This is a genomic window from Devosia sp. (genome assembly GCF_028290435.1).
Taxonomy (GTDB): Bacteria; Pseudomonadota; Alphaproteobacteria; order Rhizobiales; family Devosiaceae; genus Devosia.
Map to the genome: position 1 here is coordinate 35,012 of NZ_JAQGJV010000038.1, position 21,977 is coordinate 56,988.

The following is a 21,977-nucleotide window of genomic DNA, read 5'->3' on the forward strand; positions in this document are numbered from 1 at the left end:
CTGTTTAGGCGGCTTTTTGCGGCAAGCCAAGTCAGTTTGCACGTAAAATGCCACAAATAATGTACGATCTGTTCGAACTTGACACATAGTTTGCAGTCTGCAACGGTCTTGTATGGGAGACATGGGTGGCAAGCCCGGCCCCACGTAAGGCACCGAAACGATCTTGCGACTGAGGAGGCGCAGCGCATGCTGCGGGGAAGGCCCGGTGCGACCGAGGGGGTCGGACGGTCTTCCGAACGTGAGGAGGACTATCGATGACGAATTCGGAAGGCCGCGTGCAGCGGTCTGGCTCGGCGACCCGTCGGCACATCGCCAAGTTTGCGCTGGCCGCGATGGCAACCACATCCCTGATCTCGACCAGCGTTTACGCCCAGGCCGTCGATCTGAGCAAATGGTCGCCGGAATATGTGAAGTCGATCGCCGGCACCAAGGACTTCGATGCCGCCAAGGATTGCGGCGCGGTCGTGCCCAACGATTATGCCGGCAATGTGAGCTACTGGTATACCGGCCCGTTCGAGGCCGATCCGCAGATCGCCCATGACCAGGACAAGGCGTTCTGGGACGCGTTCCACGCCGCCTACCCCAACATCAAGACTGACGTGCAGTCGATCACCTATAACGAACTGCTCGACAAGTTCCGCACGGCGCTGCTCGGCAACTCGGCCCCGATGGTCATCCGCCTGCAGATTCTCGGTGGCGTCGAATTCGCCGCCAAGGGCTACCTGAACCCGGTCAAGCCGGAAGACTACGGCTTCACTGCCGCCGACTTCTGGCCCGGTGCGCTCAAATCGGTGACCTACGACAACACGCTCTATGGCCTGCCGACCAACAACGAGACCATGGCCTTCATCTGGAATGCCAAGGTGTTCAAGGACGCCGGTCTGGACCCGGAAGCGGCGCCCAAAACCTGGGATGACGTGGTCGCCTATTCCAAGCAGATTCACGACAAGCTGGGCATTTCCGGCTATGGCCTCGTGGCCAAGCAGAATGCCGGCAACACCCCGTTCCGCTTCATGCCGCAGCTGTGGGCATACGGCGGCGGCTCGCTCGACGAGACGGCAGCAAGCCCGACCTACAAGTCGGTCGAGATCAACAATGCCGGCTCCAAGGCCGCCTTGCAGGCTGCGTACCAAATGTACGCTGTCGACAAGTCGGTCCCGGTTTCGGCCCTCACCAATACCCAGGCTGAAAACCAGGCACCGTTCATCGCCGGCCAACTCGGCATGATGATCGCCCACCCCGCCGAATACGCCAAGATGCTGGACCTCGCCAGCAAGGCCACCGGTGCCGACAAGGCAACGGCGGACGCCGTCGTGGAAAACATGCGTTATGGCCTGATGCCGACGGGTCCGGACGGCAAGCGTGCTGTCGTGTTCGGCGGCTCGAACATCCATGTCGTCAAGCCGGAATTCGTCGATGGCGGCAAGGTGGATGAGCAGGCCGTCAGGGCGCTGATCTGCATGTGGGATAGCCCGGAATGGTCAACCAGGCTCGCCTGGGTCGGCTCCAACCCCGGCAATATCAATGGCTTCCTCACCACATCGATGAAGCAGCGCCTGGATACCATCAAGTTCCTCGACGTGACCACCTCCATGCTGCCCAACGGCATCCCGTTCCCGGTCCTGCCAGAATCGCCGGAAATCATGAACATCGTGGTTCCGGACATGCTGCAGAACGCGTTGACCGGCAACATGACGGTCGACCAGGCGACGGAAGACGCCGCCAAGAAGATTGAAACCATCATCGCTGGCGGCGGCGGCGGCATCTGATCTGCCCCTCAGTAACCTCGGGCCGGCGGCCACCCGCCGCCGGCCTTTCTATTCATAGCCAAAGGTGGTGCCACTGTGAGCAGCGTACAGGGACAAGCGATCTTCCGGGATGTTCCTGGCCGGGCGCCCAGGCAGCCCAGCCTCGGCCAGCGCATGTACACCAGCCGCTTCGACTATCTCTATGTTGCGCCAGCACTGCTGGTGATGCTGATCGTGATCGCCTATCCGGTCTATTACACGATCGAGCTGAGCTTCTACAAAACCCCCGCGAGCCTGTCGCTGGCCGACAAGACCTTCACCGGGCTGGACAATTACAGCACCGTGCTGACCAGCGCGATCTTCTGGAAGGTCACCTGGCAGACCATCATCTGGACCGTGCTATCCACGCTGTTCTCATTCCTCCTGGGCTTGGGCGCCGCGCTGGCGCTGCACCGGGCATTCATCGGCCGGGCACTGTTGCGCGGCCTCCTGTTGATCCCCTGGGTGGTGAGCGCAGTGGCCGCCTCCTATGTGTGGAAATGGCTATACCACTCCGATTTCGGCGCCATCGGTGCACTGCTCAACGCGGTGGGGCTGACCAAGGGACCGGTCAATTTCATCGATAACTCCACCACCTCGCTCTACGCGCTGATCGTCGTCAATGTGTGGAAGGAGTTCTCCTTCGCCATGATCATGCTGATGGCCGGACTGCAAACCGTGCCCGAATCCCTGTTGCGCGCGGCGCAGGTGGATGGCGCATCGGCTTGGCAGCGGTTCTGGCACGTGACCATGCCGCAATTGCAAGGCGTCTCGACAGTGACGGTGCTGCTGCTGGTGGTGCAGAACTTCAACTCGTTTATCATTCCCTTCATCATGACGGGCGGCGGGCCGGTGGGCTCGACGCAGATCTGGATCACCCACATCTATGAGCTGGCGTTCCTCCGCCAGAACTGGGGGGTCGGCGCTGCCTATGCGGTGCTGCTGTTCCTGATCATGATGGTGCTGGGCTATTTCTATGTCCGCGCCCTCACCCGCGGCGACGACAAGAGGGCCGGCGCATGACCGCAGTTACCGAAAGCGCCGTGCGGCGGCGCAGTGTCGACTGGTGGCGCTGGAGCGGGCGGCTGTTCCTCGTCTTGCTGCTGGGCTTCACCGTGATGCCGATGATCTGGATGATCATCACGTCGCTCAAGACCGGTTTTGCGGCGATGCAGTATCCGCCGCAATGGTGGCCCGCCGAACCGACGCTGGACAACTATACGCGGCTGCTCGACCCGTCGGGCCGCATCGGGCAGGACTTCCTGCACTATTTCTGGAATTCGCTCTGGGTTTCCACCATCACCACGATCCTGGCGGTGGTGGTGGCGGTGCCCGCGGCCTACGCCTTCTCGCGCTTCCGCTTCCCGGGACGCAATTTCCTGTTCTTCGCGGTGCTGCTGCGCAACATGTTCCCCGCGGTGGTGTTCCTGGTGCCGCTCTTCATCCTGATGAAGGCCCTGGGCCTCGTGAATACCCACGGCTCACTGATCCTGACCTACCTCACATTCGGCCTGCCGCTGGCGATCTGGCTGCTCAAGGGCTTTTACGACAACATCCCGATCCAGCTCGAGCAGGCGGCCCGCATCGACGGGGCGACGCGGTTCCAGGCGTTCATCTTCGTCGTCATGCCGCTCTCCACGCCGGGCATCATCGCCACCTCGATCTATAGCTTCATCGGGGCGTGGAACGAATACATCTACGCCTACACCTTCCTAACCAAGCAGTCGCAGATGACCCTGCCGGTGGGCATCCAGCGCTTCTTTTCGGAGAATGCGACCGACTGGCCGGGCCTGATGGCGGCGACATTCATCATGAGCGTGCCGGTCGTCGTGCTGTTCCTGGTCCTGCAAAAATACTTCGTGCGTGCCCTCACCGAAGGCGCCGTCAAACATTAGGAGCTAAGATGGCTGGGGTTATTCTCGAGCACGTCATGAAGAATTACGGCAGCATGTATGCCGTCAACGATGTCAGCTTCACCGTCAATGATGGCGAATTCGTCGCCCTGGTGGGCCCGTCCGGTTGCGGCAAGACCACGACACTCAACCTGATCGCCGGCCTTTTGCCTATGAGTGGCGGCGACATTTCCATCGGCAACCGCGTGGTCAACGATCTCGATCCCAAGGATCGCGACATTGCCATGGTGTTCCAGAACTACGCGCTCTACCCCAACAAGTCCGTCTATAAAAATCTCGCCTTCCCCCTGCAGATGCGCAAGCTGCCCAAGGCGGAAATCGACCGCAAGGTGCAGGACGCCGCCAAGCTGCTCGACATCACCCACCTGCTGGAACGCAAGCCGCGCGAACTCTCGGGCGGCCAGCAGCAGCGCGTCGCCCTGGGCCGCGCTTTGGTGCGCGATCCGGCGGTGTTCCTGATGGACGAGCCGCTCTCCAACCTCGATGCCAAGCTGCGCGTGCAGATGCGAAGCGAGATCAAACGCTTCCACCAGGATCTCAATGCCACGATCGTCTATGTCACCCACGACCAGCTCGAAGCCGTCACCATGGCCGATAAGATGGCGGTGATGAACGGCGGGTTCCTCCAGCAATACGACACCCCCGCCAATGTCTTCGCCCACCCGGTCAACACCTTCGTCGCCAGCTTCGTCGGCAGCCCAGCCATGAGCCTGATCCCGCTCGAAGTGTCCGGCAATGCGCTGCGCAGCCCCGAGGGTTGGGAACTGCAGCTATCGCCCGCCAACGTGCGCAAGGCTGCCGGCTCGACCACCAAGGACATCGTGCTCGGCGCTCGCCACTCGACGCTCAAGCTGCACAAATCCGTGGTGCCCGGCTCGGTGCCCGGCAAGGTCTATACCGTCGAGCCCACCGGCGACGTCACCTTCGCCCAGGTGTTCATCAACGGCGCCGTGGTCAATATCAGCCTCGACCCCAGCGTGATCATCGCGCCCGACGAGATGGTGTGGATCGAGTTCGACCAGGACCGCATGCATCTGTTCGATGGCGCCACCACCATGGCATTGCAGGCGGCCTGACATGAAAATCACGGCGATCATCCCCTACCCCACCTGGGTCGGCACGCGGAACCAGCTCATCGTCAAGGTCGAGACCGACGAGGGCATTTTTGGCTGGGGCGAAAGCGGGCTTTCGGGCCGCGAAAAGGCCGTGGTCGGCGCCATCGAGCATTATCGCGAATTCCTCGTCGGCCGCGATCCCATGGCCATCGGCGCGCTGTGGCAGGAAATGTATCGCAGCCAGTATTTCGAGGGTGGCCGCGTGTTGACCGCCGCGATCTCAGCCATCGATATTGCGCTGCACGACATCAAGGGCAAGGCGCTCGGCGTGCCGGTCTATCAATTGCTGGGCGGCAAGCAGCGGAATGTCATCCCGACCTTCGCCACCACCCGCGGCCCCTGCGGTCCCGAGATGATCGAGCAGGCCAAGGAGCTGATGGAACTGGGCTGGGATGCCATGCGCCTCAATCCAGCCGCCCACGAAAGCCGCGGCATCTACGAGCCACGCCAATCCATCGGCGAAACCGCCAAATGGTGCATCAAGGCACGTGAAGAACTCGGCGATACCGTCGTCCTCGGCATCGATTACCACCATCGCCTGTCAGTCGCCGAAGCCGCCAGCTTCTGCCAGAAAATGCCCTCGGGCACCCTCGATTTCCTAGAGGAGCCGATCCGCGACGAGACGCCCGAGGCCTACGAAGCCCTGCGCCGCATGACCGACATACCCTTCGCCATCGGCGAGGAATTCGCCAGCAAATGGCAATTCCTCCCCTATATCGAGCGCGACATTCACCAGTTCAACCGCATCGATATCTGCAATGCGGGCGGCCTCACCGAAGCGATGAAAATCGCCGGCTGGAGCGAGGCGCATTACGTCGACGTGATGCCCCACAATCCGCTGGGGCCGATCTGCACCGCCGCGACCGTGCATTTTGGCGCCGCGGTCGCCAACTTCTCCTGGCTCGAAACCCGCGCCTCGCCGGGCGAAAAATACCACGGTTTTGACAATGCCGACATTTTCACCACCCAGCCCGTCCTCAATGGCGCCGTGTATGAGGTCAGCGAAGTGCCCGGGCTCGGCGTCGAGGTCAACGAGGAGTTGGTGAAAAAACAGAGCTTCAAATTCTGGGAAGCCCCCCATCTGCGCCGCACCGACGGCTCGGTGACCAATTGGTAGAGACGACTATTTAGGAACCCAAAATGACTGAAATTGCCAAAATTACCCGCCCCTCCGCCGATCTTATTGCCCGCGTCCAGGCCGTCGGAGCCGCCAGCGCCAGCGCGACCCTCGCCCATATGGGCATCCGCAATTGCCACATTACCGGCCCCGTGAGCTACAATAAGGGCAAGTCCATCGCCGGCCCGGCGCTGACGCTGCAATTCATGCCCAAGCGTGAAGACCTCTACGGCGAAGGCGAATATGCCAGCGTCGAAAAGCAGTTGCACCGCCACGTGCTCTACCAGGTGGAAAAAGGTGACGTGGTGGTCGTCGACGCGCGTGGCGATATCACCGCCGGCGTGTTCGGCGACATGATGATGACCTATTTCCAGGGCCGCGGCGGCGCCGGCATGGTGGTCGATGGCGCCATCCGCGATTTCGTCAACGTGCAAAAGCTCGACGTGCCGCTGTGGCTGACCGGCGTTACCCCGAACTTCCACACCCAGACCGGCCTGATGCCCTTCGCCGTCAACGTGCCGATCGCCTGCGGCGGCGTCACTGTGATCCCCGGCGACATTATCGTTGCCGATGACGATGGCGCCGTCTGCGTGCCGGTCGCGCTCGCCGAAAAGATGATCGAACAGGCCACCCAGCACCATGATTGGGAAGATTTCTCCCGCATGAAGCTGATGCAGGGCGCGCCCTTGCAAATGTATTACCCCCTCCACGATGACGCCCGCCCCGAATACGAGGAATGGCGCAAGTCGAACCCCATCAAGCATGGCTGAACGCTCCGCGCCTGGCTTCATCGTGAAGCCGGGCGCCCTTACACCGGCTTGACTCACTGTGCGCATAGATATAATAAGCACGCTTACTAATTCTTAGAGAGCGACGACCGCTCGCTGGCTGGGCAGCTTTCAAACGCTCCGGCGCAAAGCGAGCCTGGCCTGCCGCCTGTCAGGTGTGCCATGGCCCAAACTCCCGCCTATTCAGCCCCCGCAGTGGTGGTCAAGCACAAGGGCTTGCTGACTGTCGCGCTCATGCTCGGCACCATCATGCAGGTGCTCGACACCACCATCGCCAATGTGGCCCTGCCCCATATGGCGGCCTCGCTGGGCGCCGCCCAGGACGAAATCAACTGGGTGCTGACTTCCTATATCGTGGCTGCGGCGATCGCGACCCCACTCACCGGGTGGATGTCTGACCGGCTCGGACAACGCCAGCTCTTCATCTTCGCCGTGATCGGTTTCACAGTGGCGTCGGCCCTGTGCGGCATTTCCACCAGCCTGCCCGAAATGGTGATTTTCCGCGTCTTGCAAGGCCTGTGCGGCGCCATGATCGCGCCCCTGGCGCAGACGGTCCTGCTCAATATCAATCCGCGCGAACGGATCGGTCAGGCCATGGCCATCTATGGCATGGGCATCATGGTGGCGCCGATCATCGGCCCGACCCTGGGCGGCTGGCTGACCGAAAGCTTCGACTGGCGCTGGGTATTTCTGGTCAACGTGCCGGTGGGCGTGCTCTGCGTGGCCATGCTCGTTCTTTACATGCCCAATACCGCCATCAAGATTCGGCGCTTTGACTTCTTCGGCTTCTTCATGCTGGCCCTGGGCGTCGGCTCGTTGCAGCTGATGCTCGACCGCGGCTCGGGCAATGACTGGTTTTCCGCGCCTGAAACCTGGATCGAGCTTGGCCTCGTGATCTCGGGCATTTGGGTGTTCATCGTTCATTCTGTGACAGCAGAATCGCCCTTCGTCGACCTGCGCATCTTCAGGGACTTCAACTTCACGCTGGCCTCCGTGTTCATGCTGATGGTGGGCATCACGCTGTTTTCGGGTCTCGCGCTGCTGCCGCCACTGCTGCAGAACCTGATGGGCTACCCGGTGATTCTGTCCGGCCTGCTGATAGCGCCGCGCGGCATCGCCACCATGCTGTCCATGGTCATCGTCGGCGCCTCAGCGGCAAGGTCGATGCGCGCATCATGATGGTCTTCGGCGCCGTGCTGATGACCTATTCGCTCTACGCCATGACCGGCTTCAACTTGCAGATGGATTCCACCCCTGTGGTCGTCACCGGTGCGATCCAGGGCTTTGGCATGGGCTTCATCTTCGTGCCGCTCTCGACCATGGCCTTCGCCACCATCATTCCGACCTTGCGCGCCGATGCCACCGCCATGTTCAGCCTGGTGCGCAATATGGGCCAAGGCATCGGCATTTCTCTGGTGACTGCCGTGCTGTCCAACATGCTGCAGGTCAATCATGCCGAACTGGCGGAGCGCATCACCGCGACCTCTCCCGCAGTGCGCGACCAGTTCCCGCAATTGCTGGGCGGAAACACCCAGTTCACCGCCATGATGGACGGCCTTGTGCAGCAGCAGGCAGCGATCCTGGCCTATCTCGACGATTTCTGGCTGATGGCCGTGCTCAGCGGCGCCTCGATCCCGCTGATCCTGCTGCTGCGCGGCGCTAAAAAGCAGGCCGGACCCGCCAAAAGCAAGGAACAGGAAGCCATCGAACGCGCCCACGCCATGGGCGAGTAGGCTGCCCTCCCGCTAAGGGAGGGCGAAGATTAAATTCGGCGAAAGAGACTGTTTGAAACTCGCTCTGGCGAGTCAGATGCCGTGGTTTTCGAGAACCGGAGCGCAGCGTACGTTGGTACGTGAGCACCGCAAGCGCAGAAAAGCGCGGCGGATGGCCTCCAGAGTAGAGTTTGCAAGCGGTCTCTACGCGCGCAGCGGCGACCAGGCCGGATCCGACGCATAGCTGTCGGTGGGGATGGTCTGCACATTGCGACCCCAGATATCCACGCTCATCAGCTTGGGGCCGTCATTGCCGCCCGGGTCCTGGAAGAACATGATGACGCGGCCATTGGGCGCCCAGGTCGGGCCTTCCGCATGGAAGCTGGTATAGAGCATGCGCTCGCCCGAGCCGTCCGGCGCCATGATGCCGATATTGAACTGCCCGCCCGACTGGCGGGTGAAGGCGATCAGATCGCCCTTGGGCGAATAGACCGGGGTGGAATAGCTGCCCTGGCCATAGCTGATGCGCTGCGCATTGCCGCCACCGGCACCCATCATGTAAATCTGCGGCGAGCCGCCACGATCGCTTTCGAAAATGATGTTGCTGCCATCGGCCGAATAGGACGGACCGGTATCGATCGCCTGGCCGCTCGTGAGTTGGGTGGGCTGCCCGCCGCCCACGCTGACCGAATAGATATTGGTGGCGCCGGCATTTTCCACCGAGAAGGCGATGCGTCCGCCATCGGGCGAGAAGCGCGGCGCAAAAGTCATTGCCCCGAACGAGCCCAGGCGCTGCTGCTTGCCGGTCGAGAGCTGCAGGATATAGACCTGCGGATTGCCGTCCTCGAAATTCATATAGGTGACGAGGTCGTTATTGGGCGAAAAGCGCGGCGTCAGCGCCAGCGTATTGCCCTCGGTCAGGAACTGATTGTTGGCGCCATCCTGGTCCATGATAGCCAGCCGCTTGACGCGATTGGCCTTGGGGCCGCTTTCGGCCACATAGACCACGCGGGTATCGAAATAGCCGGTGCCACCGGCGAGCGATTCATAGATCGCGTCCGAGATGATGTGGGCGACGCGGCGGCTGGAATTGGGATCGGTATTGTAGCTCTTGCCCACCACCTGGGCCGCCTGCTGGGTATCCCAGACGCGCACCGACGAGGAAATCTGCCCGCCACGCTCGACCGCGCCCATCACCAGCGCATCCACATTGGCGGTGCGCCAGGTGTTGAAATCGGGCGTATTGTTGACGTCCCCGACCTGCACCGGCAGCGAGGCCGGATCGAGCGGCAGGAACAGGCCGGACCGGCGCAGATTGTTGCGCACGATATCGGCAATCTCTGCGCCGAAGCTCGGATCGGCCGAAGCGAAATTGGGAATGGCAATCGGCAGCGGCTGGAAATTGGCGCCCTCCACCACGATCTGCAGCGCCGCCATTGCCGATGGGCTGGCGGCCAGCGCCACCCCGCCCGCGAGGCCAAGCTTGAGCGCATTGCGCCGGGTCAGAAGGGTCATAATCGTCTTCTCCATCTCAACGACCCGGACTTCTGTCCAGATCGTGTGTCAAAATCAGGGACGCAGCGTGATTTCGATCTCGCGCCACTCGTTATAGGAATCGGCCGACAAACTGAAGGGCGCCGCCTGCAACACCGCCCGCTGCGCCGCCCGCCCCATCGACGCCCCGGTGGGCGAGGGATCGGCAGCAATCACCTGGGGCGTACCCGCAACGCTGCCATCCTGGTTAAGGTTCACCCGCAGGGTGACGGTCAGTCCGCTTTCGGTTTCGCTCGGCAGCAAGTTCCAGAACTGCTTGATCTTGGCCTGCAGGCCCGCGATTTCCGATTGGCTCAGGGTCGCCGATGTACCGCTCGCATCGCCCAGGGTGGGCGAGCCGCCCTGCCCGGTCGTCGCGCCGGTTGAAGTATCCTTGTTGATGATGGCCGAAATATCATCGGCCAGCGAAGCGTCCAGCGTCGCGGTCGCCGCCTGTTCGCGCTTGGCCTGTTCGGCGGTAGCGACACGCGCGGCCTCCTTGGCGGCGGCCTCTTTCTTCTTGCGCTCTTCTTCCTTCTTGGCGTCGGCAACGGCCTGAGCCGCGGCCGCCTGCTTGGCAGCGAACTCGGCCCGCTTCTGCGCCAGATTGGCCGGACGCGCCTGCGGAGCCGGCGCCGCCGGCTTGGGCGGTGTCGGATCGGGCGTTGGCGTCGGTTCGGGTGTCGGCTCTGGCGCCGGAGTGGGTTCCGGGACTGGCGCCGGTTCAGGCACCGGAGCGGGTTCCGGGACAGGAGCGGGCTCCGGCACGGGCGCAGGTTCTGGAACAGGAGTCGGCTCGGGTACTGGCGCGGGCTCTGGTACGGGAGCAGGCTCGGGCACAGGGTCAGGTTCCGGCGCGGGTTCGGGCACCGGATCCGGCTCGGGGGTCGGTTCAGGCGTAGGCTCCGGGCGCGTCGCCGGAGTCGGCGCGGTATTGACCACTGGGGCCGGGGTCGGAATATCGGCCGGCTTGGGCTGTTCCTGGTTCTGCTCGGTATTGCCGGTGGGCTGCGCCAGTTCGGCCGGCTTGTTGGTCTCGACCGCCGAAGGGGTCGGCGTATCGACGATTTCGCTATCGAGCGAACCGACGCGAATATTGGAAAAATCCGAAATCGGCACCAGGTCGACCGCGATGGATTCCGTCACCGGCTCCAACGGCTCCGCCTGCCCCAGGTTGACCAAGCCAATGGTCAACAGGACGATGTGAGCTACAGCCGATACGACGATCCCGGTGCGCATCTATGGCGTCCCTGGGGCTTTCTCGGTGATCAGGCCAATCTTGGTGAACCCGGCGCCTGACAAGAGGCCCATGACCTTCATCACCGAACCGTAATTGGCGGAGGTATCACCGCGCAGGAAGATACGGTCCTCGGTGCCGTTGGTGACCAGGCTCGTGACCTTGGCGATCAGGTCGCCCTCGGCCACTGGCTCCTCGCCGACAAAGATGGCGCCTTCAGGCGTCACCGCCACCGTGACCGGCTGGGTCTGGCTGTTGAGCTCGTTCGCCGCCGTCTTGGGCAGGTCGATGGGCACGCCCGCCGTCATCATCGGCGCCGCCACCATGAACACGATCAGCAGCACCAGCATGACGTCGACCAGCGGCGTCACGTTGATCTCGCTCATCACCCCGCCGCTGCCCTTGCGACGGCTGCGACGGCTCCCGCGCCGTCCGCCTCCGCCACCACCGCCTGCTCCACCCATGCCCATGGCTACTTGCCCCGGGCTTCGAGTTGGCGGCTCAGAATGGTCGAGAACTCGTCGGCAAAGCCTTCGAGACGGCTGATCATTTTGCCGGCATCGGACGACAATTTATTATAGGCGATAACCGCCGGAATAGCCGCCACGAGGCCAATGGCCGTCGCGAACAGCGCCTCGGCAATCGGCGCCGCAACCACAGCCAGGTTCGTCGAGGACGAGGCCGCAATAGCCGTAAATGCGTTCATGATGCCCCAGACGGTGCCGAACAGGCCGATGAACGGGCCCGCCGAACCCACGGTGGCCAGAAAGCCCAGGCGTTTTTCCAGCGTCTCGCTTTCGCGCGCGATGGCCACGTCCAGCACCTTGTCGAGCCGCTGCTGCATGCCCACGAAGGACGAGGCGTTTTGCTCGTGGCTGCGCTTCCATTCTTTCATGGCGGCGACAAACACCGCACCCAGCCCGCCGGTCGCCTTGTCCGATTGCTGCTGATAGAGTTCTTCCAGCGACTGCCCCGACCAGAACACGCGCTCGAAGCGGTTCATCTCGCCAGCGGCGCGGCGATAGTAGAGGGATTTGTCGATGATGATGGCCCAGCACCAGATCGATGCGCCAAGCAGGCCCAGCATCACCATTTTGACGATCCAGTCGGCGGCCCAAAATAGCCCCCAGATCGAAAAATCGATGTGCGGAGCTGCCGCTCCCACCGCTGTCGCTGCGTCCATGGAGTGATCCTTTCGGCCGGCTTACAGAGCCCGACCTTCAGGCACAGCCCATGAGGTCGGAATTTGTCAAATTTAAGAGAAATGCCATGGCTTCCCGGCCTTTGCGGAGCCCGGCACCATAGGACAGTCCCTGTGCCGCAATTATGGTCAAGGATTGGTTAACAAAGCCTGTCCCCTGACGGCAACGTGAGCGCCGGCATGCTGGCCATGCAGGGGCCACACACCTTGGGGCCCTGAACGCATCAATTCGTGACGGAACCGCGCCTCGGCCGCTCCGTTCGGTATCGTGCAACACAGATTGCGCGCAACGAGGAGGATTTCATGACCATCCGTATCGTATCCATAGCCGCGCTGCTGGCCGCCGGCACGCTCTTTGCGGCCGCCCCGGCCTATGCCGAAGTCATCAACATGATGGCTGAACTGAACGGCCCCTCCGAAGTGCCGCCCACCGACTCTGCCGGCACTGGCATGGTCGAAGCGACATTCGACACTGACAGCAAGGCGTTCGCCTGGACCGCCACCTATGAGGGGCTGACCGGGGACGCCACCGCTGCCCACTTCCATGGCCCGGCCGAGGTCGGGGCGAATGCCAAGCCATCGGTTCCCATCGAAGGCTCGCTGGCAAGTCCGATCAAGGGCACGGCGACGCTGACCGATGAGCAAGCCAAGCAATTGCAGGCCGGCACGTGGTATTTCAATGTTCACACCGCCAAGTTTCCCGATGGGGAAATCCGTGGCCAAGTGATAGCCGCCGGCGCCATGTAGCCAATCAGGGGCCGCACGCGGCCCCTTTTTCTCCGCCGCCAGCCCGCATCTGCTAGTAACTGCTCCGGGGAAAGCTTAGGCGGCCAGCCCACCTGCTGCCGCCCACGCTTCGATCGTGTCCACTACCGCGGCCAGCCGCTCATCAATGACATGCAGATAGGCCGTCCAGTCGCCGATATGGCTGAGTTCGCTGGCCCCATCCGAAATCCCGCGGACCGCCACCAGCGGCACGACGAAGCGCTGGCAGGCCCGCAACACGGCGAAAGTTTCCATATCCACCATGTCGGCGTCGATAGCGTCATAGGCCGCGCCCGATACAATATCGGCGCCGGTGGAGAGGCTGGCCTGAAGCAGGCCGGGCACCAGCGGCCCAACCGGCACGATGATGGGCAGGTCAAGAAACGGCGTCTCGCCTCTGGCAAAACCGATCGGCGACGCATCCATGTCGCGATAGCTCACGCTCGTCGCCTGGAAGATCGCGCCCTGTTCAAGCCTGCGGGATCCGGCCGATCCCAGGGACACCACAAGGTCGGGCAGGTTGCCGGCAGCCTCCGCGACAGCCAGGGCATGCGTCACCGCAACCGCCGCTTCCACCGGCCCGACGCCGCAGAGCAGCGGCTTGATCCGGTCACTCAAATAGGGACCGTATTCGGCCGTCGCGGCCATGACGTAGAGAATGTTCATTTGCGATCCAGACCAACGATCAACGCCGGTCACGATGCAGTGGTTCGGCCGTCTGCCGCAAGCCGGTCCCGCAGCGCCTTGGGCAGGCGGGCCACCCCGCCAGTGGTCTTGATGGCAACGACCACCACCTTGGCCCGCGTGAGGATGGCCCCATCGCGCTCGATGCTCTGCATTAGCGTCAACCGCGCGCCCGTCATGGCTTCGACGCGCGTGGTGACACCCAACAGATCGTCGATATGGGCCGCGCCGTCGAAATCGATCGCCATCGAGCGGACCGCGAAGGCGATGCCATCCTTGGCCAATTCGAAATGATGGATGCCCAGATCGCGCAGAAATTCCGTTCGCCCGCGCTCGAAAAACTTGAGATAGGCCGCGTGATAGACATTGCCCGAAAAATCGGTGTCTTCGTAATAGATGCGGACCGGGAAGCGATGGGTCACGATTGCCGCTCCACGATATGACGGAAGCCGGGACTGGTATCCACAAGTTGGCTCGGGAGCATGGGCGGTAGAAGCGGGTAGACGCCGAAGCTCTTGAGGTCGCACTTCACCCAACGGAATTCGAGGCCAAAAGCCCCGTCAGTGGCGCGATGGCAGATATCGTCGGTAAGGAACGGGAAAGCGCTGCTGAGTTCGGCTTCGTAGTACCAGCCGATCTCGTGACAGGCCTCGCCGTTATAGGTGAAGAAGTTCTCGACGAGATAACGCAGCTCGCTGATCTTTGAGGTACAGCCGAGTTCCTCGACAATCTCGCGTTCCAGCGTTTCCGCAGCGGTCTCGCCGAATTCGACGCGACCGCCGGGCAGCGACCAGAACGTCTCATGTGTGGCGCGGTGGATCAGCACATGACCGTCGCGCCGGATGATCGCCACGGCGCGCATCTGGAACCGGCGGTCAGGCCCCAGGCTGAAAGCCAGCATGGTGCGATCAGGCTCAATCACCCCTGCGCTCGTCGTGCAAAACATGGCGCAGGCCTTGCCCCAGGTCGCGCAGCGCCGCGGGCAGCCAGCGCGGCAACAGGTTCATCTGCTCAAGCCCCGGTCCATCGAGTGCGATCCAGTGGAACCTGTGCTCGTGCCCTTCGTCATGCGTGACCAGCCAGGGACTAGTGCCGTCGGGCCGCGCCACATCGGGCAGCTTGGCGGAATAGAAAAATCCCAGTTCGTGAAAATCCTCGCCTTCACGCCGGTAAAAACTCTCCGAGGTCATCAGCAAGGAACCGACTTCTCCGGTCATTCCCGTCTCCTCGGCGATCTCGCGCTCGAGCGACAGGGCGCTTGGCTCGCCCAACTCGACCCGCCCGCCCGGCAGCATGGAGTAACCATCGTCGTCCTCGTCGCAGATCAGCACCTGACCATCGATGATGATCACCGCAGCAACGCGATAGTTGAACCGCTGCCCATCAATGGGGAAACTGATCATATGCCGGCTCATTCCGCCTCCGGCTCCTCAAACAGGCTGGCCTGGATGCCCACAAACCCTTGCGGCACGCTCATGCCCAGATGCTGGAACGCCGCCCCGGTCAGCATGCGACCACGCGAGGTGCGCTGGATGAACCCCTGTTGCAGCAGATACGGCTCGACGATTTCCTCGATCGCATCACGCGGCTCGCTCAGCGCGGCGGCGATAGTTTCGATCCCCACCGGGCCGCCATTGTAGAACTCGGCAATGGTGGTCAGATAGCGCCGGTCGAGCTGGTCCAGCCCGCGCGCATCCACATCCAGCCGCAGCAGCGCCTTGTCGGCGATGGCGCGGGTGATCTCGCCCGAACCGTCAACCAGCGCAAAATCCGTCACCCGCCGCAGCAACCGCCCCGCAATACGCGGCGTGCCGCGCGAACGGCGGGCGATCTCCATGGCCCCATCGGGCGCCATCGGCATGCCCAACAGCCGCGCGCCGCGCTGCACGATCAGCACCAGTTCCTCGGGCGTGTAGAAATTGAGCCGCACCGGAATGCCGAAGCGGTCGCGCAGTGGCGTCGTCAGCAGCCCGGCCCGCGTCGTCGCCCCCACCAGCGTGAATTTCGCCAGATCGATCCGCACCGACCGAGCCGCCGGACCCTCGCCGATGATCAGGTCGAGCTGATAATCCTCCATCGCCGGATAAAGGATTTCCTCGATCGCCGGACTGAGCCGATGGATTTCGTCGATGAACAGCACATCGCGATCTTCGAGATTGGTCAGCAGCGCCGCCAAATCCCCCGCCTTGGCGATCACCGGCCCCGAAGTCGCTCGAAATCCGACGCCCAGTTCGCGCGAAATAATCTGCGCCAGCGTGGTCTTGCCCAGCCCCGGCGGTCCGACGAACAACACATGATCCAGCGCCGTCCCGCGCCGTTTGGCCGCCTCAATAAACACTTCGAGGTTTGCCCGCGCCGCGGCTTGGCCGACGAATTCGGAAAACCCGGTAGGGCGCAGGGACACGTCGAGCGGATCATCGCGGCCGGAAGCGGGAGAGGTAAGGGAAGTCACAGATACTCCTTGGCCGCGCTCATGAATTCGAGCCGGGTCGCCCGGACATCAAATGTCGCTGTTATCCCACAACCCGCCTCAGCATTTTGCAAGGCAATCAGCGCATCGGGGAAGCCTGCAAGCGTCCTACCGGCATCTTCTATCGCCGCGCCGACCATATCCGGGCGCTCTACCCGGACCTGTGGACTGCGCAACAGCAATCGATAGCTATCCAACACCGCCTTTGCCGGAAACTTCTTCACTTTCGTCATGACAGTGAACGCCTCCGCAAGCACCAACATGCTGAGATAGATCGGCTGGTTGGCAGCTTGGGCGAAAACAATTCTGGCCTGCCCCGACTGAACCTGGTCGTCGTCGGCAAGGAACCGGACCAGAACGTTAGTATCAACGCCCAGCACGGATACGCTTGTCCTCTTCCGCCAAAGCCTGGGTCAAAGCTTCCTCTTCCTCCTGGATGGTCATTGGACCACTCGGCGGCTTGCCGAGAATGCCCGCCAGTGAGTCAATGGAAACGGTATGCGGTACTAGCACGTAGCGTCCTTTTTCCTTGACGATATCGATCTGATCGCCCGGCCCCACCTTCAAATCGTCCCGAACTTCCTTGGGCAACGTCATCTGCCCCTTCGTCGTCAGAGTCGCGGTCGCCATTTCCTTACCTGCTATCAATAATCTTACCCATCTACTTTAGTAAGGACAGCGCTATGAATCAAGGCTAACTACTCAACTCCCGCAACCCGAGCCGGATGAGCTTCTCTGTCGGCGTATCATCCCCCTCCCGCGCCACGATCCGCGCCAGTGCTGCCGAGGCCTGGGCGCTGGAATAGCCGAGATTGGTGAGGGCGGAGACGGCGTCGGTGATGTTGCTGGAGGCGAGCCCCTCGCCCAGCGCCGATTGCAGGCCGAGTACGCCGGCGTCGATGGCGCCGGTTGCAGGCACCTTACCCTTGAGCTCGGTGACCAGCCTTATGGCCAGTTTCGGCCCGACGCCCGAAGCGCGGCCCATCATCGCCTTGTCCTGCAGGGCGATGGCACTGGAAATTTCCGAGGGCGACAATGCCGACAGAATCGCCAGCGCCACGCGCGCGCCGACCCCCTGCACGGTCATCAGCAGGTTGAACCAGGCCTTTTCCGCCTCGCTGGAAAACCCGTAAAGCCGGATCATGTCCTCGCGCACGATGGTTTCGATGAAGACCACCGCGGCCTCGCCGACGCGCGGGAGAGCCTGCAGCGTGCGCGACGAGCAGAAGGTTTCGTAGCAGACGCCGCCGCAATCGATCAGCACGCTGTCATCGGCGAAACTGTCGACCATGCCCTTGAGCTTGCCGATCATGCGATGGCCCTCAAGCGTTGCGCCGCGACCCGGTGATGGGCATGGCAAATGGCGATCGCCAGCGCATCCGCCGCGTCCTCGCCCTTGAAATCGGCCGCCGGCATCAAGGTCTTGACCATCAGCCCGACCTGCCCCTTTTGCGCATGGCCGGTGCCGACCACGGATTTTTTCACCAGGTTGGCCGCATATTCGGCCACCGGCACGCCGCGCGCCGCCGGCGTCATCAACACCACGCCGCGCGCCTGCCCCAGGATCAGTGCCGAACGCGGCCCTGCATTGACGAAGGTTTCCTCGACCGCCGCCTCGTCGGGGGCGAACCGGTCGAGCAGCTCGTTAACGCCCGCGAACAGAACTGCCAGCCGGTCGGCCAAGGCGCCATCGGTCGGCGGCGTCAGCGTCCCACAGGCCACGAACACAAGCCTGTTACCCTCCGATTCGATAATCCCCCAGCCGCATCGGCGCAGGCCGGGATCGATACCGATGATTCGCACAGCTTTGCTCATGACCCACCTTTAAAGACGCGAGAACACTCTACCAAGCCCAAAGTGAACAAAGCAGAAACAGGCGCGGTGGAAAACCGGTGATCGATAAAATTGCAACCGTCTTGCCAATACCTTCTTCAAGACCCGCCCATAGTGTTCGGCACGGGAATGCATGAAAGTAAGCCGATGAGCGCAAGCGCCAGACTGCCGCCGCGGGCCTGGAACCGCATCTGGCGGAACGCCGGATTAACCCTGGCCGCCTCCATCGCGGTTTCGATCATACTGACCAATATTTTCATGGAAGTGTTTTCCGCCGGCCTCAATGTGCCGGGCCTGATGGTCGCCGTGCTCATGCCATTGGTTCTGGGCGGGCCGATGCTGTTCTACCTGACGCTGCGGCACGAACAATTGCGCCACGCCAACCGGCAGCTCGAACTGCTCGCGAGCACCGACTGGCTGACCGCCTGCCTCAACCGCGGCGCCTTCACCACGCGGGTGCTGGCCGATCTGACACGGCGCACGCTCGCCTCCACCGGCGATGGCGGGGCCTTGCTGATCATCGATGCCGACGCTTTCAAGCAGGTCAATGACCGGTTCGGCCATCAACAGGGCGATATTGCGCTCAAGGTGATGGCCAACGCGATCCGCGACAGCGTGGGCGTCTCCGGCCTGGTGGGGCGCATGGGTGGCGAAGAGTTCGGCGTCTACCTGACGGGCGCCGATCCGGAAACCGCCGACCAGGTGGCCGAACGCATTCGCCATGCGGTCGCCACCGCGCAGTTTTCGCCGCATGGCACGCCTTGGCCTCTGTCGGTCAGCATCGGCGGCGCCACTTTTGCCCAATGTGCCGATTTCAATGATCTCTATCGCCTTGCCGATCAGCGCCTCTACCAAGCCAAGAGCCACGGCCGCGATCGCGTCGACATGATGCAGGCCGCCTGATTGCCGCGCCCGTTTGGGAACGGCAAGCGACCTGAACCGACGAACACCATAGTATTTTTGATCCGGGCGCTCTCCTCAGCGTCCGGACATTGGATCATTGCTTATGCAGAGAGATTTTCCATGGCCCCTTCCAGATCCCGCAAAGGCTTGCATGGCTGGTCGAGCGTCGCCCGGTGGACCCTGTTCGGAACCCTGGGCTGCGTACTGGTCTCGGTCGCCTTCAACACTGTGATGTTCGACGACCTCGGCGCGCGGGCCCAGTGGCGCTCGATCCTGAGCGCGACGGTCCTGCCGGTGCTGCTGGGCGTGCCATTGTTCTTCTATATGAGCATGCGGCTGCGGGTCCTCGCCATGAGCAATCTGCGCCTGGGACTGGTTGCCCGCACCGATAGCCTGACGTCCTGCCTCAACCGAGGCGCCTTCACCGCCAAGGTCACGACGCTGCTCGATCGCACCGATCCGCCGCCCAGCGGCACCCTGCTGATGATCGACGCCGACAATTTCAAGGCCATCAACGACCTGTTCGGCCACGATGCCGGCGACGAGGCCCTGACCATCATCGCCCGCGCCATCCGCTCGACCTTGCAGGCCGGCGAACTTGTGGGGCGCATGGGCGGGGAGGAATTCGGCGTCTACCTGCCTGGCGTCGACCACCATGGCGCCGAGATCAGCGCCGAACGCATAAGGCGCTCGGTCAATCTGGCGATATTTTCACCCGATGGCCGGGCGCGCCAGCTTTCGGTGAGCATTGGGGGCGCGGTCTTTGAGGGCGGCGCCAGCTTCTCGGATCTGTTCCGCATCGCCGATCAGCGCCTCTACAACGCCAAGGAAGCCGGCCGCAACCGCGTCACCATCGTGCACGCCACCGACTATCCCGATATCGCGCTCAGCAAGGCCAGTTAGGGCGCCGGCTCGATGCGCGTCCCGTCGGCGGCGAAAGACTGTAGATAGGCCACCAAATCGCTCAACTGCACCGGATCGCGCTGGCCCCAAAAGGTCATCTTGGTGCCGGGAAACAGCTTTTTGGGCAGGAACATGTAGCGGCGCAGATCGGTCACCGTCCAAATCCTGTCGCCCGCATTGGCTTTGATCAATGCGGGCGAATAGGAATAGTCCGGCAGGCGGGCGACCGTCGCGCCGACAACGCCATTGAGCTGCGGTCCCACCTTGTTGGTCGCGCCCTCGCCAATGAGGTGACACACTTGGCAGCGCTGCCCGAAGAGGGCCTCGCCCGCCACCACATCACCTTGCGCAAAGGTCGTGCTCGTCCCAACCAGCAACAGGCCAATCGTCAGTCCAAGCTTGAGCATGTCCGCCCTCCTGTTTGACAGGAGGATGATAGGGGCTTCTTGGGCTCCGGCAAAGCCGGGCCGGGAGCGGCGATCAGGCGTCGAGCTTGGCCATGTCCTCGTCGCTCATCTCAAAGTTAGAATAGACGTTCTGCACGTCGTCATCTTCCTCGAGCAGATTGATCAGCTTCATCAGGCCGGCGCCCTTTTCCGCGTCGATCGGCGTATTGGTCTGCGGCTTCCAGATCGCCTTGATCGATTCGGCCTCGCCCAGCACTTTTTCCAGCGCCGCCGACACCTCGATCATCGCCTCGAACGAGGTATAAATCCAGTGTCCGTCCTCGTCGCTCTCGACGTCATCGGCACCGGCCTCGATCGCCGCTTCCATGATCTTGTCGGCCGAGCCGGCCTTGATCGGATATTCGATCTCGCCGATCTTGTCGAACATGAAGCCGACCGAATTGGTTTCGCCCATGGCGCCACCATTTTTTGAGAAGGTCGAACGCACATTGGAGGCGGTGCGGTTGCGGTTATCGGTCAGCGTTTCGACGATAATGGCGACGCCGCCCGGGCCATAGCCCTCGTAGCGGATTTCTTCGTAGTTATCGCCGTCATTGCCGATGGCCTTCTTGATGGCCCGCTCGATATTGTCGCGAGGCATGCTTTCGGCGCGGGCGTTGGTGACGGCCAGGCGCAGGCGGGCGTTGGAGTTGATGTCCGGCACCCCGGCCTTGGCCGCCAGGGTGATGTCGCGCGACAGCTTGGAGAACAGCTTGGACCGCTCCTTGTCCTGGCGGCCCTTGCGGAACTGGATGTTCTTGAATTTCGAATGTCCGGCCATGGGTCTTCCGCGGGTGGGGGCGCAGGCGGTTTAGCGGCGACAGGCCGATAAGGCCAGTGGGCGGCTCCAGACGGAACCTTGGCCACGGCGGACGGTTGATGATCCGACACCTTGGAAGCCGCTCATGAGCCGAACCGACCTCGACCCCGAAGACGACGGCGACCGCCCCGAGATCGTCCACTGGCAGCCGGTCCACCATCATCCGCGGCCGCGGGTGCTCGACAGGGGCTCCCTGGCGTTCGTGGTGCTGGCGGCGACGGCGCTGGGCGCCCTGGCGATCGGGGTCCTGGCCATCGGGCGGCTGGCGGTCGGCCGCGCCCGGGTCAGGGAGATGCACATCGACCGTTTGACGGTGGGCGCGCTCAAGGTGCTGAAGCCGTGAGCGGATAAACTATTCCGCCGCGGCGGCCTCGAGGCTCGGGACGTGGGCGGCCAGGCGACCGCCGATGCGGATCGGCTCGATCCGGCGCGCCAAGCCGGTGCGGTCGTCGGTCTCGACGAACACGCCGCAGACCGTGGCCGGGCCGGTGGCCGGCTGGTGGCGCGCGCCGGGCAGGCGGGTAGTGAAGCGGCGTACCGCCTCCTCCTTGGCCATGCCGATCACGCTGTCGTAGTCGCAGCAGCCGCCGGCGTCGGTCGGGCAGGCGGTTCGTCCCGGGTGGACCTGGGCGTCGGCGGTCGGCACGTGGGTATGGGTGCCGATCACCAGGCTGGCCCGGCCGTCGCAGAAATGGCCCATGGCCATCTTCTCCGAGGTGGCCTCGCAGTGGATGTCGACGATCACCGCGT

General features: G+C 62.9%; 28 protein-coding genes. 12 read left to right on the forward strand and 16 right to left on the reverse strand.

Annotation, left to right across the window (positions count from 1 at the left end; all coding sequences use genetic code 11):
- Positions 1-332: 332 nt before the first annotated feature.
- The 8 genes from JWP26_RS10055 to JWP26_RS22410 all read left to right on the forward strand — a co-directional run bounded on the left by JWP26_RS10055 (position 333) and on the right by JWP26_RS22410 (position 8,453).
- Positions 333-1,769: an extracellular solute-binding protein gene (locus JWP26_RS10055; RefSeq protein ID WP_299726727.1), complete on the forward strand. Its 1,437-nt coding sequence runs from the start codon at positions 333-335 to the stop codon at positions 1,767-1,769.
- A gap of 153 nt (positions 1,770-1,922) precedes the next feature.
- On the forward strand, positions 1,923-2,810 hold the full coding sequence (locus JWP26_RS10060; protein WP_299726730.1) for a carbohydrate ABC transporter permease: 888 nt from the start codon (positions 1,923-1,925) through the stop codon (positions 2,808-2,810).
- Positions 2,807-3,682 carry a carbohydrate ABC transporter permease gene (locus tag JWP26_RS10065; RefSeq protein WP_299726653.1) on the forward strand — a complete coding sequence of 292 codons (876 nt, stop codon included), beginning with the start codon at positions 2,807-2,809 and terminating at the stop codon, positions 3,680-3,682. Before JWP26_RS10060 ends, JWP26_RS10065 begins: the two co-directional genes overlap by 4 nt.
- 8 nt (positions 3,683-3,690) lie before the next feature.
- Positions 3,691-4,776 (forward strand): ABC transporter ATP-binding protein, encoded by a 1,086-nt coding sequence (locus JWP26_RS10070; protein WP_299726656.1) that lies wholly within the window; start codon positions 3,691-3,693, stop codon positions 4,774-4,776.
- A 1-nt stretch (position 4,777) separates the two neighbouring features.
- A complete protein-coding gene (locus JWP26_RS10075) occupies positions 4,778-5,932 on the forward strand; it encodes a mandelate racemase/muconate lactonizing enzyme family protein (RefSeq protein ID WP_299726658.1) in 1,155 nt (384 codons plus the stop codon).
- Positions 5,933-5,955: 23 nt separating this feature from the next.
- Entirely contained in the window at positions 5,956-6,702 is a 747-nt protein-coding gene (locus JWP26_RS10080) for a ribonuclease activity regulator RraA (protein ID WP_299726660.1), read from the forward strand.
- A 180-nt stretch (positions 6,703-6,882) separates the two neighbouring features.
- On the forward strand, positions 6,883-7,899 hold the full coding sequence (locus JWP26_RS22405) for a DHA2 family efflux MFS transporter permease subunit (protein ID WP_367184108.1): 1,017 nt from the start codon (positions 6,883-6,885) through the stop codon (positions 7,897-7,899).
- Positions 7,896-8,453, forward strand: a complete 558-nt coding sequence (locus JWP26_RS22410; protein WP_367184109.1) for a hypothetical protein — start codon at positions 7,896-7,898, stop codon at positions 8,451-8,453. The genes JWP26_RS22405 and JWP26_RS22410 overlap by 4 nt, the downstream gene beginning before the upstream one ends.
- 183 nt (positions 8,454-8,636) lie before the next feature.
- Here JWP26_RS22410 and tolB read toward each other — a convergent pair whose 3' ends face one another.
- From tolB to tolQ, 4 genes are read right to left on the reverse strand one after another with little or no spacing between them, the layout of a single operon-like run.
- Complete coding sequence (gene tolB / locus JWP26_RS10090; protein WP_299726663.1) at positions 8,637-9,947, reverse strand: Tol-Pal system beta propeller repeat protein TolB; 1,311 nt, start codon at positions 9,945-9,947, stop codon at positions 8,637-8,639.
- 54 nt (positions 9,948-10,001) lie between these two features.
- Positions 10,002-11,204 (reverse strand): hypothetical protein, encoded by a 1,203-nt coding sequence (locus JWP26_RS10095; RefSeq protein ID WP_299726666.1) that lies wholly within the window; start codon positions 11,202-11,204, stop codon positions 10,002-10,004.
- On the reverse strand, positions 11,205-11,672 hold the full coding sequence (gene tolR, locus JWP26_RS10100; protein WP_299726669.1) for a protein TolR: 468 nt from the start codon (positions 11,670-11,672) through the stop codon (positions 11,205-11,207).
- A 2-nt stretch (positions 11,673-11,674) separates the two neighbouring features.
- A complete protein-coding gene (gene tolQ / locus JWP26_RS10105; protein ID WP_299726672.1) occupies positions 11,675-12,385 on the reverse strand; it encodes a protein TolQ in 711 nt (236 codons plus the stop codon).
- Positions 12,386-12,706: 321 nt separating this feature from the next.
- Between tolQ and JWP26_RS10110 the strand changes: the two genes are divergently transcribed.
- Positions 12,707-13,150 carry a CHRD domain-containing protein gene (locus tag JWP26_RS10110; protein WP_299726675.1) on the forward strand — a complete coding sequence of 148 codons (444 nt, stop codon included), beginning with the start codon at positions 12,707-12,709 and terminating at the stop codon, positions 13,148-13,150.
- A gap of 75 nt (positions 13,151-13,225) precedes the next feature.
- On the opposite strand, the gene JWP26_RS10115 is transcribed toward JWP26_RS10110, so the two are convergent.
- The 9 genes from JWP26_RS10115 to ruvC all read right to left on the reverse strand — a co-directional run bounded on the left by JWP26_RS10115 (position 13,226) and on the right by ruvC (position 18,137).
- Positions 13,226-13,834 carry a 5'-methylthioadenosine/S-adenosylhomocysteine nucleosidase gene (locus tag JWP26_RS10115; RefSeq protein WP_299726678.1) on the reverse strand — a complete coding sequence of 203 codons (609 nt, stop codon included), beginning with the start codon at positions 13,832-13,834 and terminating at the stop codon, positions 13,226-13,228.
- A 29-nt stretch (positions 13,835-13,863) separates the two neighbouring features.
- Positions 13,864-14,274 (reverse strand): YbgC/FadM family acyl-CoA thioesterase, encoded by a 411-nt coding sequence (locus tag JWP26_RS10120; protein WP_299726680.1) that lies wholly within the window; start codon positions 14,272-14,274, stop codon positions 13,864-13,866.
- The gene (locus JWP26_RS10125) at positions 14,271-14,774 is read right to left on the reverse strand and encodes an NUDIX hydrolase (RefSeq protein WP_299726682.1); all 504 of its coding nucleotides are present in this window, start codon (positions 14,772-14,774) and stop codon (positions 14,271-14,273) included. Before JWP26_RS10125 ends, JWP26_RS10120 begins: the two co-directional genes overlap by 4 nt.
- A complete protein-coding gene (locus JWP26_RS10130) occupies positions 14,767-15,267 on the reverse strand; it encodes an NUDIX domain-containing protein (protein WP_299726685.1) in 501 nt (166 codons plus the stop codon). Before JWP26_RS10130 ends, JWP26_RS10125 begins: the two co-directional genes overlap by 8 nt.
- A complete protein-coding gene (gene ruvB / locus JWP26_RS10135; RefSeq protein ID WP_299726687.1) occupies positions 15,264-16,304 on the reverse strand; it encodes a Holliday junction branch migration DNA helicase RuvB in 1,041 nt (346 codons plus the stop codon). The genes JWP26_RS10130 and ruvB overlap by 4 nt, the downstream gene beginning before the upstream one ends.
- Positions 16,301-16,702, reverse strand: coding sequence for a PIN domain-containing protein (locus JWP26_RS10140; RefSeq protein WP_299726689.1), 402 nt, complete (start codon positions 16,700-16,702; stop codon positions 16,301-16,303). The genes ruvB and JWP26_RS10140 overlap by 4 nt, the downstream gene beginning before the upstream one ends.
- On the reverse strand, positions 16,689-16,952 hold the full coding sequence (locus JWP26_RS10145) for an AbrB/MazE/SpoVT family DNA-binding domain-containing protein (protein ID WP_299726692.1): 264 nt from the start codon (positions 16,950-16,952) through the stop codon (positions 16,689-16,691). Before JWP26_RS10145 ends, JWP26_RS10140 begins: the two co-directional genes overlap by 14 nt.
- Before the next feature lie 64 nt (positions 16,953-17,016).
- Entirely contained in the window at positions 17,017-17,634 is a 618-nt protein-coding gene (ruvA, locus tag JWP26_RS10150; protein ID WP_299726695.1) for a Holliday junction branch migration protein RuvA, read from the reverse strand.
- Positions 17,631-18,137: a crossover junction endodeoxyribonuclease RuvC gene (ruvC, locus tag JWP26_RS10155; protein ID WP_299726698.1), complete on the reverse strand. Its 507-nt coding sequence runs from the start codon at positions 18,135-18,137 to the stop codon at positions 17,631-17,633. Before ruvC ends, ruvA begins: the two co-directional genes overlap by 4 nt.
- A gap of 165 nt (positions 18,138-18,302) precedes the next feature.
- Between ruvC and JWP26_RS10160 the strand changes: the two genes are divergently transcribed.
- Both JWP26_RS10160 and JWP26_RS10165 read left to right on the forward strand, forming a co-directional pair.
- Positions 18,303-19,058: a GGDEF domain-containing protein gene (locus JWP26_RS10160; protein ID WP_299726701.1), complete on the forward strand. Its 756-nt coding sequence runs from the start codon at positions 18,303-18,305 to the stop codon at positions 19,056-19,058.
- 120 nt (positions 19,059-19,178) lie between these two features.
- Positions 19,179-19,961, forward strand: a complete 783-nt coding sequence (locus JWP26_RS10165) for a GGDEF domain-containing protein (protein WP_299726704.1) — start codon at positions 19,179-19,181, stop codon at positions 19,959-19,961.
- Here the strand turns inward: JWP26_RS10165 and JWP26_RS10170 are convergent.
- Together JWP26_RS10170 and JWP26_RS10175 are read right to left on the reverse strand one after the other, a co-directional pair.
- Positions 19,958-20,368, reverse strand: coding sequence for a c-type cytochrome (locus JWP26_RS10170; RefSeq protein ID WP_299726707.1), 411 nt, complete (start codon positions 20,366-20,368; stop codon positions 19,958-19,960). The two genes, JWP26_RS10165 and JWP26_RS10170, sit on opposite strands and share 4 nt — an antisense overlap.
- A 73-nt stretch (positions 20,369-20,441) precedes the next feature.
- A complete protein-coding gene (locus tag JWP26_RS10175) occupies positions 20,442-21,188 on the reverse strand; it encodes a YebC/PmpR family DNA-binding transcriptional regulator (RefSeq protein ID WP_299726709.1) in 747 nt (248 codons plus the stop codon).
- Between the two features lie 124 nt (positions 21,189-21,312).
- Here JWP26_RS10175 and JWP26_RS10180 point away from each other — a divergent pair, with 124 nt between their 5' ends.
- Positions 21,313-21,570: a hypothetical protein gene (locus JWP26_RS10180; protein ID WP_299726712.1), complete on the forward strand. Its 258-nt coding sequence runs from the start codon at positions 21,313-21,315 to the stop codon at positions 21,568-21,570.
- Positions 21,571-21,579: 9 nt separating this feature from the next.
- Here JWP26_RS10180 and JWP26_RS10185 read toward each other — a convergent pair.
- Positions 21,580-21,977: YmdB family metallophosphoesterase (locus tag JWP26_RS10185; protein WP_299726715.1), on the reverse strand; the 398-nt coding region annotated here is incomplete at its 5' end.